The 16460-nt window shown below is 67.0% G+C and carries 16 protein-coding genes; 15 read left to right on the forward strand and 1 reads right to left on the reverse strand.

Annotation, left to right across the window (positions count from 1 at the left end):
* Window positions 1-74 precede the first annotated feature (74 nt).
* The 6 genes from AC50X6_RS06110 (at window position 75) to AC50X6_RS06135 (ending at window position 6201) form a co-directional block, all read left to right on the forward strand.
* Window positions 75-1175, forward strand: coding sequence for an ABC transporter substrate-binding protein (locus AC50X6_RS06110; protein ID WP_494965358.1), 1101 nt, complete (start codon window positions 75-77; stop codon window positions 1173-1175).
* A gap of 37 nt (window positions 1176-1212) precedes the next feature.
* Window positions 1213-2250, forward strand: a complete 1038-nt coding sequence (locus AC50X6_RS06115) for a FecCD family ABC transporter permease (protein ID WP_494965374.1) — start codon at window positions 1213-1215, stop codon at window positions 2248-2250.
* A gap of 71 nt (window positions 2251-2321) precedes the next feature.
* Window positions 2322-3353, forward strand: coding sequence for a FecCD family ABC transporter permease (locus tag AC50X6_RS06120; protein WP_494965375.1), 1032 nt, complete (start codon window positions 2322-2324; stop codon window positions 3351-3353).
* Window position 3354: 1 nt separating this feature from the next.
* Complete coding sequence (locus tag AC50X6_RS06125) at window positions 3355-4203, forward strand: ABC transporter ATP-binding protein (protein WP_494965359.1); 849 nt, start codon at window positions 3355-3357, stop codon at window positions 4201-4203.
* A complete protein-coding gene (locus AC50X6_RS06130) occupies window positions 4200-5264 on the forward strand; it encodes a siderophore-interacting protein (RefSeq protein ID WP_494965360.1) in 1065 nt (354 codons plus the stop codon). Before AC50X6_RS06125 ends, AC50X6_RS06130 begins: the two co-directional genes overlap by 4 nt.
* Window positions 5265-5349: 85 nt before the next feature.
* On the forward strand, window positions 5350-6201 hold the full coding sequence (locus AC50X6_RS06135) for an SGNH/GDSL hydrolase family protein (protein ID WP_494965361.1): 852 nt from the start codon (window positions 5350-5352) through the stop codon (window positions 6199-6201).
* 19 nt (window positions 6202-6220) lie between these two features.
* Here the strand turns inward: AC50X6_RS06135 and AC50X6_RS06140 are convergent, their stop codons facing one another.
* Entirely contained in the window at window positions 6221-6508 is a 288-nt protein-coding gene (locus tag AC50X6_RS06140; RefSeq protein ID WP_494965362.1) for a YciI family protein, read from the reverse strand.
* Between the two features lie 100 nt (window positions 6509-6608).
* Here AC50X6_RS06140 and AC50X6_RS06145 point away from each other — a divergent pair, with 100 nt between their 5' ends.
* The 9 genes from AC50X6_RS06145 to AC50X6_RS06185 all read left to right on the forward strand — a co-directional run bounded on the left by AC50X6_RS06145 (window position 6609) and on the right by AC50X6_RS06185 (window position 16337).
* Window positions 6609-7097, forward strand: coding sequence for a MarR family winged helix-turn-helix transcriptional regulator (locus tag AC50X6_RS06145; RefSeq protein ID WP_494965363.1), 489 nt, complete (start codon window positions 6609-6611; stop codon window positions 7095-7097).
* Window positions 7098-7147: 50 nt separating this feature from the next.
* On the forward strand, window positions 7148-8965 hold the full coding sequence (glsA, locus tag AC50X6_RS06150) for a glutaminase A (RefSeq protein ID WP_494965364.1): 1818 nt from the start codon (window positions 7148-7150) through the stop codon (window positions 8963-8965).
* 59 nt (window positions 8966-9024) lie between these two features.
* Window positions 9025-9786: an SGNH/GDSL hydrolase family protein gene (locus AC50X6_RS06155; protein ID WP_494965365.1), complete on the forward strand. Its 762-nt coding sequence runs from the start codon at window positions 9025-9027 to the stop codon at window positions 9784-9786.
* Between the two features lie 443 nt (window positions 9787-10229).
* Window positions 10230-10466, forward strand: coding sequence for a 50S ribosomal protein L28 (rpmB, locus tag AC50X6_RS06160; RefSeq protein WP_326967061.1), 237 nt, complete (start codon window positions 10230-10232; stop codon window positions 10464-10466).
* Complete coding sequence (gene rpmG, locus AC50X6_RS06165) at window positions 10466-10633, forward strand: 50S ribosomal protein L33 (protein ID WP_013602737.1); 168 nt, start codon at window positions 10466-10468, stop codon at window positions 10631-10633. Before rpmB ends, rpmG begins: the two co-directional genes overlap by 1 nt.
* Window positions 10634-10637: 4 nt before the next feature.
* Window positions 10638-10943, forward strand: coding sequence for a 30S ribosomal protein S14 (gene rpsN / locus AC50X6_RS06170; protein ID WP_326967060.1), 306 nt, complete (start codon window positions 10638-10640; stop codon window positions 10941-10943).
* An 856-nt stretch (window positions 10944-11799) separates the two neighbouring features.
* Window positions 11800-12090 (forward strand): HU family DNA-binding protein, encoded by a 291-nt coding sequence (locus AC50X6_RS06175; protein WP_354236135.1) that lies wholly within the window; start codon window positions 11800-11802, stop codon window positions 12088-12090.
* Window positions 12091-12228: 138 nt separating this feature from the next.
* Window positions 12229-14376 (forward strand): bifunctional copper resistance protein CopD/cytochrome c oxidase assembly protein, encoded by a 2148-nt coding sequence (locus tag AC50X6_RS06180; protein WP_494965366.1) that lies wholly within the window; start codon window positions 12229-12231, stop codon window positions 14374-14376.
* Entirely contained in the window at window positions 14376-16337 is a 1962-nt protein-coding gene (locus AC50X6_RS06185; RefSeq protein WP_494965367.1) for an NHL domain-containing thioredoxin family protein, read from the forward strand. The genes AC50X6_RS06180 and AC50X6_RS06185 overlap by 1 nt, the downstream gene beginning before the upstream one ends.
* The last annotated feature ends 123 nt before the right edge of the window (window positions 16338-16460 follow it).

Raw genomic sequence — 16460 nt, forward strand, 5'->3', positions numbered from 1 at the left:
ACGCAATGGTTGCCTAATTTACCAAAGGATAGGCTAGCCTTACTTAGGTTCGCATCATTGACCTAAGGAATCCCATGCATCTCCCCGCCCAGAGCGAGACACTCCGCACCGCGCCCAGACGTCACTTCCTTCGCGCCGCCGGGCAGGCGACTGCCGCCCTGGCCGCGGTCGCGCTCTCCCTGAGCGCCTGCACCACCGGCCCGGCAAGCTCGACGGCGGCCGGCGCGCCCAGCCAGTCCGCCAGCTCAGCCTTCCCGGTGACCATCAAGCACGTCTTCGGCCAGACGATCATCAAGGAACAACCCCAGCGCGTCGTCACCGTCTCCTGGGTTAACGACGACGTTGCGATCGCGCTCGGCGTCGTCCCGGTCGGTGTCCCCAAGAACGAGTGGGGCGGCAATGACCAGGGCTCCACACCGTGGAAGGACGCCGCGCTCGGCAAGCTCGACGCCGGCATCGGCTCGGCAAAGGCCCCGGCCCAGTTCTCCGAAGCGGACGGCATCAACTTCACCGAGATCGCCAAGCTCAACCCCGATGTCATCCTCGGTGCCTACTCCGGCCTGAAGGAAGAGGACTACAAGAAGCTCAGCGAAATCGCGCCGGTGGTGGCCCACCCCGAGGTCGCTTATGGGACCTCATGGCAGGACTCCACAGCCATCATCGGCAAGGCACTCGGCAAGGAAACCGAAGCCACAAAGCTGGTCGCGGACACCGAGGCCACCATCAAGGACAAGGTCTCCAAGTACCCGCAGCTCGCCGGAAAGTCTTACATCTACGGCAATCTGGATCCGGCAGCCACGGCGAAGATCGGCCTCTACACCGCCAACGACAACCGGCCGCGGTTCCTCAGCGCGATCGGGATGAAGCTGGCGCCCGTGGTGGAGGCCAACTCGAAGGGCTCCAAGGAGTTCTACATCCCCTGGTCCGCAGAGAAGGCCAACGAGCTCCAATCGGACATCTTCGTGACCTGGGTTGCCGACGCCGCCGCCGCGACAGCCGTCACGGCCGACCCGCTGATGGCCCAGATCCCGGCCATCAAGCGTGGCGCCCTGGTCTCCGATTCTGACAACACGCTCACGCTGTCCATCTCCGCCTCCTCGCCGCTCAGCCTGCCCTGGTCCCTGGACACGTTCCTGCCCCAACTGGCCGCCGCCGCGGACAAAGCAGCCAAGTAGCCACCGCCCCATGAGCCCACTGACGACGACGGCGGCCATGGCCGCCGCCGGATCCGCACCGGAGATCCCGGTCGCCCCCGCCTGGGGTCCCCGTGCCTTCTGGCTGCTGGCCGCCGTCGTTGTCCTTGCTCTCGTGGCCGCGGCGTCGCTCGCAATCGGGGCCCGCGGCCTGTCCCTGGAAACCGTCTGGCAGGCGCTGGTCCAGTTCGATCCGGCCAACGGCGATCACGCCGTAGTTCACGCCCGGATCCCGCGCACCGTCCTGGGCCTGCTCGCCGGCGGCGCCCTCGGGCTCGCGGGCGCGGCGATGCAGGGCGTGGCCCGCAACCCCCTCGCGGAGCCGGGCATCATTGGCGTCAACGCCGGGGCCGCGCTGGCCGTCGTCACCGGCATCTACGTTTTCGGCGTCTCCTCCCTGACCGGGTACATCTGGTTCGCGTTCATCGGCGCCGCGGCCGCGGCCGCCGTCGTCTATCTGATCGCCTCGCTGGGCCGGGACGGTGCGACGCCGGTGAAGCTCGCCCTAGCGGGCGCCGCCCTGAGCGCGGGACTCTTTTCGCTCATGAACGTGATCCTGGTTTCCAGCCAGGACACCCTGGACCGCTTCCGGTTCTGGCAGGTCGGCGGGATCGCGGGCCGCGACTGGTCCGTGGTGCTCCCCGGGGTACCGTTCCTGCTGCTCGGCGCCCTGATTGTGCTGGGCACCGGGCGGATCCTCAACGGCCTTGCCCTGGGTGATGATCTGGCCCGCGGCCTCGGCCAGCGCGTGGGGGTAGCCCGCGGCATCACGGCGCTGGGGATCGTGCTGCTCTGCGGATCGGCCACCGCGCTGGCGGGCCCGATCGGCTTCATCGGGCTCGTTATTCCGCACGCCGTCCGCTTCCTGACCGGTCCCGACTACCGCTGGATCCTGCCGTTCTCGCTGGTCCTGGCCCCGGCGCTGCTCCTGGCGGCCGACGTGATCGGCCGTGTCATCCTGCTCCCCGGCGAGGTTCCCGCCGGGATCCTGACGGCGCTGCTCGGCGCCCCGGTGTTCGTCTGGCTGGTCCGCCGCGGCAAGGGGGCCGGCCTGTGAGACTCGCCGATACTAAAACCCCCGTTGACCTATCACTTCCCGTCGCTAAAACCGCGGCTGAGCGACCAAAACTGATAGCGCAACACCGGCGGATCCTTGTCCTGGCCCTCGCCGCCGTGGTGGTCTTCGCCGCGAGCGTGCTCCTGGGCAGCTACACCGTCACCATCCCCGACTTCTTCAGGATCCTGGCCGCCCACCTCACCGGCGGGGCGAAGATTCCCGGGGCGAGCTTCATCGTGATGGAGCACAAGCTGCCGCGGGCCGTGGTGGGCACACTGATCGGCGCCGCGTTCGGGCTGTCCGGCGCGCTGCTTCAGACCATGCTGCGCAACCCGCTGGCCAGCCCGGATGTGATCGGCATCAGCTACGGTGCCAGCGCCGCGGCCGTCACAGCGATTGTGCTCTTCGGCGCGTCCGGTGCGGTGGTGTCGGGCGCGGCCTTCGCCGGTGCACTGGCCGTGGCCGCCCTGATTTACGCGATCTCCCGCAGCGGACCGCCCGGCTCCGGCGGCGGCCGGGACAGCGCCGCGGGAAGCCGGCTGATCCTGGCCGGGGTGGGAATTGCCGCCGCGCTGCAGGCCGTGGTCAGTTTCCTGATGACCCGGACGGATATCCGCACAGCCGCGGACGCCCTGATCTGGCTCAACGGCTCGCTCAACACCGCCAGCTGGGACCGGGCCGGGGTCCTCAGCCTCGCGCTGCTGGTGCTGGTTCCGGCCGTCGTGGTCCTCGCCGGCCCGCTGCGCATCCTCGAACTTGGGGACGACGCCGCCGCCGGCCTCGGAGTGCGGGTCGGCGCCACCCGGCTCGCGATCGTGGTCGCCGCCGTCGGGCTAGCAGCGGCGGCGACGGCGGCTGCCGGACCCGTTGCGTTCGTCGCCTTCCTCGCCGGTCCGATTGCCGGCCTATTCGTCCGGAAGGCAAGCCTGCCAGCGTCGGCCCTGACCGGCGTGCTGATGGTCCTCTCGGCGGACTACTTGGCCGCAAATATCGCCCCGCTGCTGCTGGCCGGAACCGTCCTTCCGGTGGGCGTGGTCACCGGCGCGCTGGGTGCCCCGTTCATGCTGTGGCTTCTGGTCACGACCAACCGAAAGGATGCCTGAGATGGCAGCATTGCACGCCTCCGGCCTGACGCTGAAATACGACCAGCGGACCGTCATCGAGGGACTTTCCGCAGACATCCCCGAGGGCAAAGTGACCATGATCGTCGGCGCCAACGCCTGTGGCAAATCCACCCTGCTCCGGGGGCTCGCCCGGCTACTCAAGCCCGCTGCGGGCGTGGTCACCCTGGACGGCAAAGACATCCACAGCCGGCCCGCCCGCGAAGTTGCCCGCACCCTTGGCCTGCTCCCGCAACACCCGACGGCGCCGGACGGCATCACGGTCCGGGACCTCGTGGGCCGGGGCCGCTACCCCCACCAGGGCTTCTTCCGAAACCGCTCGGCGGAGGATGAGCGCGCCGTGCAGCGCGCGATGGCCGCCACCGCAACGCTGGAACTCGCCGAACGGAGCGTGGACGAACTCTCCGGCGGGCAGCGCCAGCGCGTCTGGATTGCGATGGCCCTGGCGCAGGAAACCGAGGTGCTGCTCCTGGACGAGCCGACGACCTACCTGGACCTCGCCCATCAGGTGGAGGTCCTGGATCTCATCACGGACCTCAACCGGCAGCGCGGCACCACGGTGGCGATCGTGCTGCACGACCTCAACCTCGCTGCACGGTACGCGGACCACGTCATCGCCCTGAAGAGCGGGAGGATCGTGGCGCAGGGGGCTTCCGCGGCGGTGGTGACTGAGGAACTGGTCCGCGACGTGTTCGGACTGGAGTGCCGCGTGGTGCCGGACCCGGTTTCCGGCACTCCGCTGATCATCCCGTTCGGCCGCCACCACACTGGGTCCGCCGCTGAGTCAGCGGACGCCGAAAGCCCGAATCCAACCCTGGAGCTGGTCCCATGACCGCAACGAACCACACCGCCCGTCCCGCCCATGGTCAGCTGGCCACCGAACCCATGACCCGGGCGTTCGAGGTCCGGGTGACGGCGGTCCAGCATCTCAGCCCGAACTTTCGACGGATCACCTTCGGCGGCTACGCGCTGCGGGACTTCGGTGTGCACGGCGGCACCCTGGACCTGCGGGTCAAGCTCATGATCCCGTCGCTGGCGGCGGACGGCACCCCCGTACCGCTCCCGGAATTCCGGACGGAGCAGGCCGGCTGGTACCGCGGGTGGCTGGCCATGGACCCGGCAACCCGCGGATCCATGCGCACCTACACGGTGCGGCAGGAGCGCCTCGACGCCGTCTACCCGGAAATCGACGTCGACTTCGTGCTGCACTTCGACGCCGAGGGGAAGGGCGGCCCGGCCGCCAACTGGTCCCTGAACGCCAGGCCCGGGGACGCCATAACCCTGATCGGGCCCAATATCAGGGCCGCCCACTGCGTCACGGCGGAAACCTACTCCGGCATCGAGTGGCGGCCGGGCCTGGCCCAGCGCGTGCTTCTCGCCGGGGACGAAACCGCCGTCCCCGCGATCAGCGCCATCCTCGAAAGCCTCCCGTCCTATCTAAGCGGGCACGCCATCCTCGAGGTACCGGCGGCCGGCGACTTTCAGGACCTCCGGACCGACGCCGACGTCGACATCACCTGGCTTGCCCGCGGCACGGCGATCGGCCGCTCCCGTCCGCACGGCCAACTGCTGCACGAGGCGGTCCGGGCAGCGGTTCCCCTGCCCGGCTGGGTGGGCATCACATCCGCCGGCCAGGCCGCCGGACCCGAGCCTGAGGACGTCAACGTGGACCAGGACATCCTTTGGGAAACCCCCGCCCGGATGGACGCCGCCGCGATCGGCGCCAGCAAGAACCCGCACAAGCCCGCGGGCGCCCTGCCGTTCTACGCCTGGATCGCCGGCGAGGCCGGGGCCATCAAGGAGCTGCGCCGGTACCTGGTGCGGGACGTGGGGATTGACCGGAAGCAGGTGGCGTTCATGGGGTACTGGCGGCAGGGCAAGGCCGAGCTCTAAACCCGAAGCACCCGCCGGCGGTCGGCTCACCTGCTGTGCCCCGCGTGTTAACCCCGACGTCGTGCAGCCGGGCTACCGTGGCGCCATGGCCGAGAACCTTCTAAGCACGGGCCCTGACGGGCGGCGGGTTTACGTTGCCCTGGGGGATTCCTTCACCGAGGGGGTGGGTGACTACAACCTCCGGCTGCCCAACGGCGTGCGTGGCTGGGCGGACCGGGTGGCGGAGCAGCTGGCCAAGTCGGAACCGGGCTGGAACTACGCAAACCTTGCCGTGCGCAGCAAGAGGCTGCGCCACGTCGTCGCCGAACAGCTGGAACCGGCGCTGGCCATGCAGCCGACGCTCATCACCTTGTATGCCGGCGGAAACGACATTCTGGATATTGGGACCGACATCCAGGTCCTGATGCGGGACTACGAGTCGCTGGTCGCGCGGCTATCCGTTACCGGGGCAACGCTGGTGCTGTTCACGGGATTCGACGTCAGGGTCTCGGCGTTGCTGGAACCGCTGAAGAAGCGCAACGCCATCTACAACCAGCGCGTCCGCGAGGTGGCCGCCCGGTACGAGGCTGTGCTGGTGGACTATTGGTGCTTTGACGCGTTCTACGACCCGCGGATGTGGGATTCGGACCGACTGCACATGTCCAAAGCAGGCCACAAGTACCTCGCCGGGCAAGTCCTGGACCAACTCGGCGTCCCGCACAAGGTCAAGCCCAAGGAGTGGGAGCCGCCCGCGAAACTGGGCCTCCGGGACTGGGAGCGAAGGCAGCGCCGCTGGGTCCGTGACTGGGTCCTGCCGCTGTTCGGGCGCAAGCTCCGCGGCGTCACGTTGGGGGACGAGCTCAGCCCCCGCTGGCCGGAGCCGGTCAGGGTCCCGCAGAAGGGCGGACTGAAGAAACTGACCGCCAAAATCGCCGTGGACCAAGCCGCACCGGACTAAGCCGGACAGGGCCGGGCGCTCAGCTGTCCAGCAGGTTTTCGTAGCCCGGGGCCACCCGGTTGGCATGGAACTCCATAACCTCGAATTCGGCAACCCCGTTCACAGAGAACGGGTCATTGGCCAGCACAGCATCAAGGACCGACCGGTCAGCGTTGGAGAGCAGCAGCGCGCCCGTGCGTGGAATCTTCCGCCCCGCAACCATAAAAACGCCTTGGTCGAAGGCGTCCTGCAGCCACGTGACGTGCGCCGGGAGATGGAAGTCAACGATCTCTTCGGGGACCTTGTAGGTCAGGGAGACTACGTACATAGGGCCAGCCTACTGCCTGGGCACAGCCCGGCAGGGGGACGCCTATCATCCGAATCAGCGCAGTTGAACCGTCAAGCTTTAGTTCTCCTAGACTGTGACCATGACTGAACCGCGCTGGCTGAACGCCGACGAACGCCGGGCCTGGCTGGCCCAGCTGAGCATCAACACACTGCTTCCGGCGGCCCTGGACACGCACCTCCACCACGCGCGCAAGCTCTCCCTCTTTGACTACAACGTCCTCGCGATGCTCTCCGAGGCCGAAGGCCACTATCTGGCCATGAGTGAACTGGCCGCGCGCACCAGCGCCTCGCTGTCCCGGCTGTCCCATGTGGTCACCAAGCTGCAGGCCCGCGGGTGGGTGGAGCGCCGCCCGCACCCCGGCGATGCCCGGGTCACGACGGCGCACCTCACCGGCGCCGGGATGGAAACCATCGAGGAACTCGCCCCCGCCCACGTCGGGGCCGTCCGTTCGTTGTTCCTCGATGCACTGAGCGAGGAGGACGTCGCCGACCTCGCCAGGATCGGCGAGAAAATCGTCGGCCGCCTGGATAAGGACCACTGGATCCTGCGGGACAGCAAACAGGCCTGAGACCCACCGGCCAGGCTTCCCCGAACGCGGCGTCGCCTAGTGTTGGCACTATGGAATCGCCGATCGACAGCTACCTGCGCCAGATCCACGCCGAGATTGCCAGGCTCAAGGACGGCACGCCGTACAGCACCATTCCGGCGATGGCCAACGTGGATCCGGACAACTTCGGCATCGCCCTTGCCACGGTGGACGGCCAGGTGTACGAGGTGGGGGACACCCGCGAGGAATTCACCATCCAGTCCATTTCCAAGCCGTTCACCTACGGGCTGGCCCTGGAGGATCTGGGCTGCGACGCCGTGGATGCCAAGGTGGACGTCGAGCCCTCGGGTGATTCCTTCAACGAGATTTCCCTGGCCGCGGGGACCGGCCGCCCGGCAAATGCCATGATCAACGCCGGCGCCCTCACCGCCACCTCCCTGATCAAGGGCTCCGGCGGGCAGTCCGGCTTCAAGCGGATTCTCAGCACGTATTCAGCCTTCGCCGGCCGGCAGCTCTCGGTCAGCGAGAAGGTCTATGAATCCGAGGTTAAGCACGGCCACCGCAATACTGCCCTTGCGCACCTGCTGCGTTCCTTCAACATCATCGAAGATGACCCCACCCCGGTCCTTGAGGACTATTTCCGCCAATGCTCGGTGCTGGTGAATTGCTTTGACCTTTCCATCATGGCCGCCACGCTTGCCAATATCGGCCGGAATCCGCTCAGCGGCAAGCAGGTGCTGGAGATAGGGCCGGTGGAGCGGGTGCTCTCGGTAATGATGACCTCCGGGATGTATGACGACGCCGGAGCATGGATCAGCAGCGTCGGCATGCCCGGAAAGAGCGGCGTGGCCGGCGGGATCATCGCGGTGCTGCCCGGTCAGGTGGGCCTCGCCGTCTACTCGCCGCCGCTGGACGAGCACGGCAGCAGCGTGCGCGGGCTGGCAACCGCCCAGCGGCTTTCCCGGGACATGGAACTGCACTTCGTCCGCGCGGCGCGGACCGGCCGGTCCGCCATCCTCGCCGCGTACGATGTCACCGAGACGCCCTCGGGCATCCGCCGCAACGACGAGGCCGCCGATGTCCTCCGCGCCCACGGCCACCGGGCCCGCGTGATCGAGCTCAACGGCGACCTGCTCTTCGCCGGAACCGAGTCCATGGTGCGGGAGCTCAGCGCGCTGGAGGACGACGTCGAACTTGTGGTCCTGGATCTGCGCCGCACGGACCAGGTTGGCGAGGTCGCTGTACGGATGCTGGGCACGGCCCGGGAGGGGATGGCCCGCGCCGGCCGCGGACTCGTGCTGATCGAGGCGGACGGCTCGGTGGCGGAGTCGTTGAACCAGGCAACCGGCCAGCCGGTGCCGTCCTACGCCACCCGGAACGCCGCCGTCGAATACTGCGAAAACCGTCTGCTGGCGCACTACGGGAACCAGCTGCTGTTGCCGGATCACGTTCCGGTGACCGCCTCGCCCGCCCTGGCGCCGCTGGAGGACGCGGACGCCGTGGCTTTGCAGGCCCTGATGACAGCGAGGAAGTACGACGACGGCGACGTCATCCGCCGCGTCGGGCTTCGGTTTGGCGGGGTCTACTTCATCACCTCCGGCAAGGTCAGCAGCACCTCCCCGGGGCCCACCGCTGACCGGGTCAAACTCAATACCCTCAGCGCGGGCATGACGTTCGGTGAACTGGCGCTCGGCAGCGGCAACCGGCAGGAGACCACGGTGCGGGCAGTCGGCCCGGTCGAAGTCATGGTGCTCAGCGCTGAGTCCATCGCGGAGCTGGAAGAGAGCGAGCCGCGACTGGCCATCGGCCTGTGGAAGGCCCTCACCCGGGACGCCTACACCCGGGTGGAGCAATACCTGCGCGAATCGGCCGTCCGGATCCGGGAGTAGCTGCCGACCCGTTGTCCCCTGCTTTGTTTGCTTGGGGCAACTGCTGGCAGACTGGGCGTATGGATTTCACGTCCCGCTATGTAGCCATCGGAGACTCTTTCACGGAAGGCGTCGGCGACGACGACCCTGCCCGTCCCAACGGCGTCCGGGGCTGGGCTGACCGGGTAGCCGAGCAGCTGGGCGCAGCAGACCCGGGGTTCGGCTACGCGAACCTCGCCATCCGCGGGAGAAAACTCCGCCAGATCATGGCAGAGCAGGTGGACGCCGCCGTCGAACTCAAACCGACGCTCGTGAGCATCTACGCCGGCGCAAATGACATCCTCCGCCCCCGGGTTGACGTCGACGAGCTGCTGGGGGAATACGACGCCGGCATCCGCAAACTCAAGGCCGCCGGCGCCACCGTGGTGATGTTCACCGGCTTCGACGCCCGCGGCTCCAAGATTTTCGGCACCATGCGCGGCCGCACCGCCATCTACAACGAGCTGGTCCGCGGAATCGCCGGCGACCACGGCGCCCTGCTGGTGGACTACTGGCGCTTCAGTGAATATTACGACTGGGGCATGTGGGGCACCGACCGGATGCATATGTCCGCCGCCGGCCACGCGAACATGGCCAGGCGCGTCCTCACCGTCCTGGAGCACCGCCACACGATAGACATCCCGCCCATGACGCCGGTGCCGGACCTGGGCAGAGCAGAGGCAGTCCGTGCCAACGCCCGCTGGGTCCGCGAATTCGCCGGGCCGTGGGTGGTCCGCCGGGTCACGGGGAAATCCTCGGGAGACGGCCTGACTCCCCGCTACTCCCGGCTCACGCACCTCTAAGCGCGGAAACCCGGCGTCGCGAGCACGTCCACGTGGAAGGCTGCCCTTTATGCACCCCGGCACACCGGATTGGTCTTTAATTCGCCAACCTCGTAGACTTGGTAGGCGCTAGGTGGCGCGGAGCGTGTGCAATTGCTCCGGTTGGCGGGAATTGTCGGAAGAATCGACAGTCCTGGCGGCCGGTAGTTAGGGGCTCAAGTTGCGTGCACTCCTGTATTCGCCCAGCATCCCGGTACTTCGTGGTGGCTTTCCGAAAGGTTTCCCCCGCCCGGTACCCGTGGCCCACAATCTTCGCCGCAATGATGAAAGCAGCCGGTTTACGCCATCTGCCTGCACACTGCGGAACTATCGATCATGTGTGGGGCTGGACTGCGGACGCTGCCTGCCGCACGGTTGAGCGGGAACTCCGCCAACCGTTTCGTTCAGTTTTGAGGAGAGTCGTCATGGCAGCACACTGCCAGGTGACCGGAGCCGAGCCGGGCTTTGGACACAGCATTTCGCACTCGCACCGCCGCAACAAGCGCCGGTTCGACCCGAACATCCAGAAGAAGCGCTACTGGGTTCCGTCCCTGCGCCGTAATGTCACCCTGCAGCTCTCTGCAAAGGGCATCAAGACCATCGACGTACGTGGCATCGATGCAGTTGTCGCCGCCATCCTGGCACGAGGAGTGAAGCTCTAATGGCAAAGGATAAGGACGTACGTCCGATCATCAAGCTCAAGTCGACCGCGGGCACGGGTTACACCTACGTGACGCGGAAGAACCGTCGTAACGACCCGGACCGCATGGTTCTGAAGAAGTACGACCCCAAAATCCGCCAGCACGTCGAATTCCGAGAGGAGCGCTAAACACATGGCTAAGAAGTCAATGATCGCTAAGAACGAACAGCGTAAAGTCATCGTCGAGCGTTACGCTGCAAAGCGCCTCGAGCTGAAGAAGGCTCTGGTTGATCCCAACTCGACCGACGAAGTCCGCGAAGCTGCACGCCTCGGCCTGCAGAAGCTGCCCCGCAACGCGTCACCGGTACGTCTGCGTAACCGCGACATCATCGATGGCCGCCCCCGCGGCACCTTCCAGAAGTTCGGTATCTCCCGTGTTCGCTTCCGCGACATGGCTCACCGCGGTGAGCTCCCGGGTATCAAGAAGTCTTCCTGGTAATTCAGCAGTCCTGAATCCAGTGGCTTGAGGAGGGGCCGGCAACCGTTTGGTTGCCGGCCCCTCCTGCGTTTAAGTGCGGGTCTCCGGTCGCCCCATGGTGGACGGGATGCTGTCTGCCGGTTCGCGGCCACCGCGGGTGGGGCTGGTTTGCGGTGGGGGTTGGGTGGGTGTATTGTTTTCTAAGTCGCCACGGGGGAGACCAGCGGATTTGCTGGGAACCGGAGGCGGCCAATCCCCTAATTTTCAAGGCCAGGATCTGGTTGGCGTTTTGTGCGCTGCGGGTTCGGGTGGGGGCGGTGTGGTTGCTGGTGTGGTCCTGGAAGCGGGATTTGCATCGGGGGCTGGTGCCGGGTAGGTTTGGGAAGTTGCTCCGGAGCGATCCGCGACTGTTTGGTTGTGGTGGTGCCGGGTGTGTCTGTTGTTTGAGAACTCAATAGTGTGCCAAGTTTGTTGATACCAATTTATTGTATTGAATTGGTTGAANTCGCCGGATTCCCGCCACCCCACCGGACACCCCTATGGACGCGACGGAATGTGAGAAGGCTTCCCCCGGACGCAGGGGAACCTGACGGAGGATCGGCCCGGAGAGGGCCTGCACTCCGCGGGAACCTGGGGGAGCGTCGTGGGAGGGCGCCCGGGAAGGGGGACTGACAGCCGCAGGCGGTGCTTCGGCGCCGTCCGCTGTCGGCGAAATATCACCTCTAAAGGCCCCGATTCCCGTGATTTTTCCCGGAAAACGCCGAAAACACGCGGAATTTGCCGTCTCCACGGCGGCAAGCTGGTAGGTTTTCGAACAGTGGCTTGTGCGCATGCCGTGTGCAGGCTCCAGGAATCATGACCGTCCAGGAGGACATAAATGGCTAAGAACCGTAGTGAACTTGTTGCAGAGGTAGCAGGCAAGGCTGGCACCAGCCAGGCAGCCGTCAACTCCGTGCTGGATGCACTGTTCGAGGTTTTCGAGACCTCTGTCGCCGCGGGCGAAAAGATCACCATCCCGGGCTGGCTCGCAGTTGAGCGCACCGACCGTGCAGCTCGCACCGGCCGAAACCCGCAGACGGGCGAGACCATCCAGATCGCAGCCGGCCACAGCGTGAAGCTGACCGCCGGTTCCAAGCTGAAGGCTGCAGTCGCCAAGAAGAAGAAGTAGTCTTCGAACGCGTCAAAGGAGCGGCAACCGTAGGGTTGCCGCTCCTTTTGCGCTTAAGGCAGTGTGCTTGCATTCAACGCCGGGTGCGGCTGTCTTCACCGATTCGGCACGCAGGCAGGCGTAGCGGACAATGGACATGTGCCTTCCGCAGCAAATCCCCGTGCCACAGCAGCCCCGCCAGCCCCCGCCGGGGGGGCGCGGGGCCCTGCTGCCCGCGTGATCTCTCCCGCCTGGCAGCTGGCCGGCCTCCTGGCGCTGTTTGTGGGCCTCGCAGCGGCATTGCTGTTCTCCGGGGCCGCAGCGGCCCGCCAGGTCTCAGACCCGGGCGCCCTGGTTCGCTGGGGACTTCCCATCAGCAAAGCGGTCCACAACGTCTCGCTGGCCACCGTGATCGGCGGGCTGCTCTTCGCCGTCGGCATCCTGCCAAGGAGCCTTTCAAGCTCGCGGTCCAAGGACAAAGACAGGCACGCACCAGAGCATCCAGCCTTCACCCGCGCCCTGGCCGCGGCCGCAGCGGCAGGGGCCGTCTGGACCCTGTCCTCGATCGCCGTGCTGGTGTTGAGCTACTCGGACATCGCGGGCCAGGGAATCTCCGGGGATCCCGAGTTCACCCGCTCCTTGGTCTACTTCATGACCGATATCGAGACCGGCCGGGCCTGGCTGGCAGTGGTTGTGATCGCCGCCGTCGTCACCACCGCGCTCTTCGGCGTCCGCTCCCGGGGTGCCCTGGCGGCAACCCTGGTGCTGTCCCTGATCGGGCTGGTGCCGGCCGCGCTGATTGGCCACTCCGCCAGTTCCAATGATCACGAAGGTGCCATCAACTCACTTGGCCTCCACCTCGTGGGCGTCTCGGCCTGGGTGGGCGGCATCATCATGCTGGCGCTGCTCTCCGGAGCCCTGACCGGAACCTCGGCCGGCGGCAAAACGGACATCACCGAGCCCGCGCTCCGCCGCTTCTCTTCACTGGCAGGATTCGCCTTCGTCCTCGTCTTCTCCTCCGGCGTGATCAATTCCGCCATCCGCATCACCGGCTGGGGCGACCTCTTCGGCTCCGCCTACGGACAGCTCATCCTGGCCAAGGCCACCGCCACCCTCGTGCTGGGCGGTATCGGGCTCATGCATCGCCGCTGGGTCATCCCGCAGCTTGGGAGCCAGGGCGGCGGCATGTCAGCTCGGCGTGTGCTCTGGCAGCTCGTCGTCGTCGAACTGCTGGTGATGGGGGCGACGTCGGGAATCGCCGTCGCGCTGGGCCGTTCAGCGCCGCCGGAGCCCACCACCGGCGCTCCCGACGCGACGCCGGCCTTCATCCTCTCCGGCTACGATCTTCCGCCGGAACTCACCCCGGAGCGCTGGCTCACCGAGTGGCGCCTCGACTGGCTCTGGGTCGCCGTCGCGGTCTTCGGACTGGTGACGTACGTCCTCGGCATCCGGAAGGTGCTTAAGCGCGGCGACTCCTGGTCCTGGTTCCGTGCCGTCAACTGGGTGATCGGACTGGCTGTCCTGACGTACGTAACCTCAGGACCGCCGTCGGTCTACGGCCGGGTGCTGTTCTCGGCGCACATGGTGGACCACATGGCGCTGACCATGGTGGCCCCCATATTCCTCGTCCTCGGCGCGCCTGTGACGCTGGCTTTGCGGGCACTGACGCCGCGAAGGGACAGCTCCCGCGGGCCGCGCGAGTGGCTGCTGATCTTCGTCCACTCGAAGTTCTCCCAGCTCGTGACGCATCCACTGTTCGCGGCCGCCAACTTCGCCGGCTCGATCGTCCTCTTCTACTACTCGGACGCTTTCGGCTATGCCATGCGCGAGCATGTGGGCCACGAGCTGATGAACCTGCACTTCGCCCTCACCGGCTATATCTTCGTGCTGACCATGATCGGCACCGACCCCTTGCCCCGGCGCGCGCCGTACCCGATGCGCCTGCTGCTCCTGCTGGCCACGATGGGCTTTCACGCCTTCTTCGGCGTCGCGATCATGGGCGGCACCGGACTGCTGGCCGCGGACTACTTTGGCAACCTCGGCCGGACCTGGGGCCCCTCTGCCCTGCTGGACCAACAGCTGGGCGGCGCGGTGGCGTGGGGCATCGGGGAGGTGCCCACCCTGCTGGTGGCAATCGGCGTCGCCGTCATGTGGTCCCGCTCCGATGCGCGCGAGTCCAAGCGCACCGACCGGGCGGCGGACAGGAATAACGACGCCGATCTCACTGCTTACAACGATATGTTTGCCAAGCTGGCCGAGCGCGACTCCAAGCTTGCCGAACGCAATTCAAAGCTGGAAGGACGCTGATGACAGAAACCGTACGCACACACCACCGGGTCCGGGCCTCCGAACTCGTGGGCCGCAACTGGCTGAACACCGGCGGCAAGTCCCTGGACCTCGAATCCCTGCGCGGCAAGATCGTGATGCTCGACTTCTGGACTTTCTGCTGCATCAACTGCCTGCATGTCCTGGACGAACTCCGGCCGCTCGAGCAGCAATACTCCGATGTCCTGGTGACGGTGGGCGTGCACTCGCCCAAGTTCGAGCACGAAGCTGATCCGGTGGCACTGGCCGCGGCCGTGGAACGCTACGAGATCCGCCACCCGGTCCTGGACGATCCCGAACTGGACACCTGGAAGGCCTATGCCGCGCGCGCCTGGCCCACCCTGGTGGTCATCGATCCCGAAGGCTACATCGTGGCGCACCTCTCCGGCGAAGGCCACGCTGACGGTCTCGCCGTGCTGATCCCCGAACTGATCGCTGAGCACGAGGCGAAGGGCACCCTGCACCGCGGTGACGGCCCCTATGTGGCGCCGGAGCCGACGTCGGGCACCCTGCGATTCCCGGGCAAGGCCTTATACCTCCCGGCCGGCCGCGGGGCCGGAAAAGCCACGGAGGCGGGATCCTGGCTTGTTACGGACACCGGCCACCACCGCCTCGTGGAACTCTCCACCGATTTCCGGACCGTGCTGGCCAGCTACGGTTCGGGCGACAAGGGCCATGCCGACGGCAACGCCGTGACGGCGCGGTTCAACGAACCGCAGGGCCTGGTTCTGCTCCCGGAAGATGTCGCTGCCGAGGCCGGCTACGACGTCGTGATCGCCGACACCGTGAACCACCGCCTCCGCGGGCTCTCCCTCGCCGACGGATCCGTCCGCACCCTGGCCGGCAACGGCGTTCAGCGGCTCCTTGAGACCGGCCCGGCCCGGGTTGACGAGGAGGGCGCCGCCTACGGTGCCCGGCTGGAAGCGGACCCCCTGCAGGTCTCGCTGAGCTCGCCGTGGGACGTCGTCTGGTCCGCCAGGCTCAACGCCGTGGTGGTGGCGATGGCCGGTGTGCACCAGATTTTCAGCTTCGCCCCGCTTTCCGGCGCGGTGTCCATCATTGCCGGCAACGGCCTTGAGGGCCTGCTGGACGGCCGGGCCGGGGAAGCCTGGTTTGCCCAGTCCTCCGGCCTCGCCGAGGACGCGGAGGGCAACATCTGGGTGGCGGACTCCGAGACCTCTGCCCTGCGCAAGCTAGTGATCGAGGACGACGGCGCCATCACGGTCGAGTCGGCCGTCGGCCAGGGCCTGTTCGACTTCGGCTTCCGCGACGGTCCCGCCGCCGAGGCCCGGCTGCAGCACCCGCTCGGTGTGACGGTGCTTCCCGACGGGTCGGTGGCGATCGCCGACACCTACAACGGTGCCGTCCGCCGCTACGACCCCGTCTCTGATACAGTCTCCACGCTCGCGCGCGGGCTGTCCGAGCCCTCCGACGTGATTGTGGACCACACCCACGTTGCCGGCGCCGAGCCGCTGCTGGTGGTGGTCGAGGCCAACAATCACCAGCTGGTCTACGTGCCCATCCCGAAGGAAGCCCAGCAAGTGGACGAGGGCGCGGCCCAGACCCACCGGCCCAAGAGCCCCGTGGCCCCCGGGCTACTGGAGCTGAAGGTCCGCTTCACCGCGCCGACCGGGCAGAAACTGGACCACCGCTGGGGGGATCCCACCCAGCTGAAGATCTCCTCCACTCCGGCGAAGCTGCTGGTCTCCGGGGGCGGGACCTCCGTGGGGCTGGTCCGCACGCTGGAACTGGCGTCCGACATCCCCGAGGGGGTGCTGCACATTAGCGCCCGTGCCGCGGCCTGCGACGGCCCTGAGGATACGGACGGCGAGATCCCGGACCACGCCGCCTGCCACCTGTACCAGCAGGACTGGGGCATCCCGGTGCTGCTGCAGGCCGACGGCGACACTGAACTGGTGCTGGATCTGCGCGGAATGGACTAGCCCGGATTTTTCATGATGGTCGGGTGGGCGGTCAGGTCAGGGTCTGATTCCCGTTCCGTTTGATTTTTATGGTTTTGGGCGTGCTGGAGGGGCCTGTTGTCGCTGGTTGGGCGTCGGGTTCCA

The sequence above is a fragment of the Pseudarthrobacter sp. HLT1-7 genome, assembly GCF_059383435.1.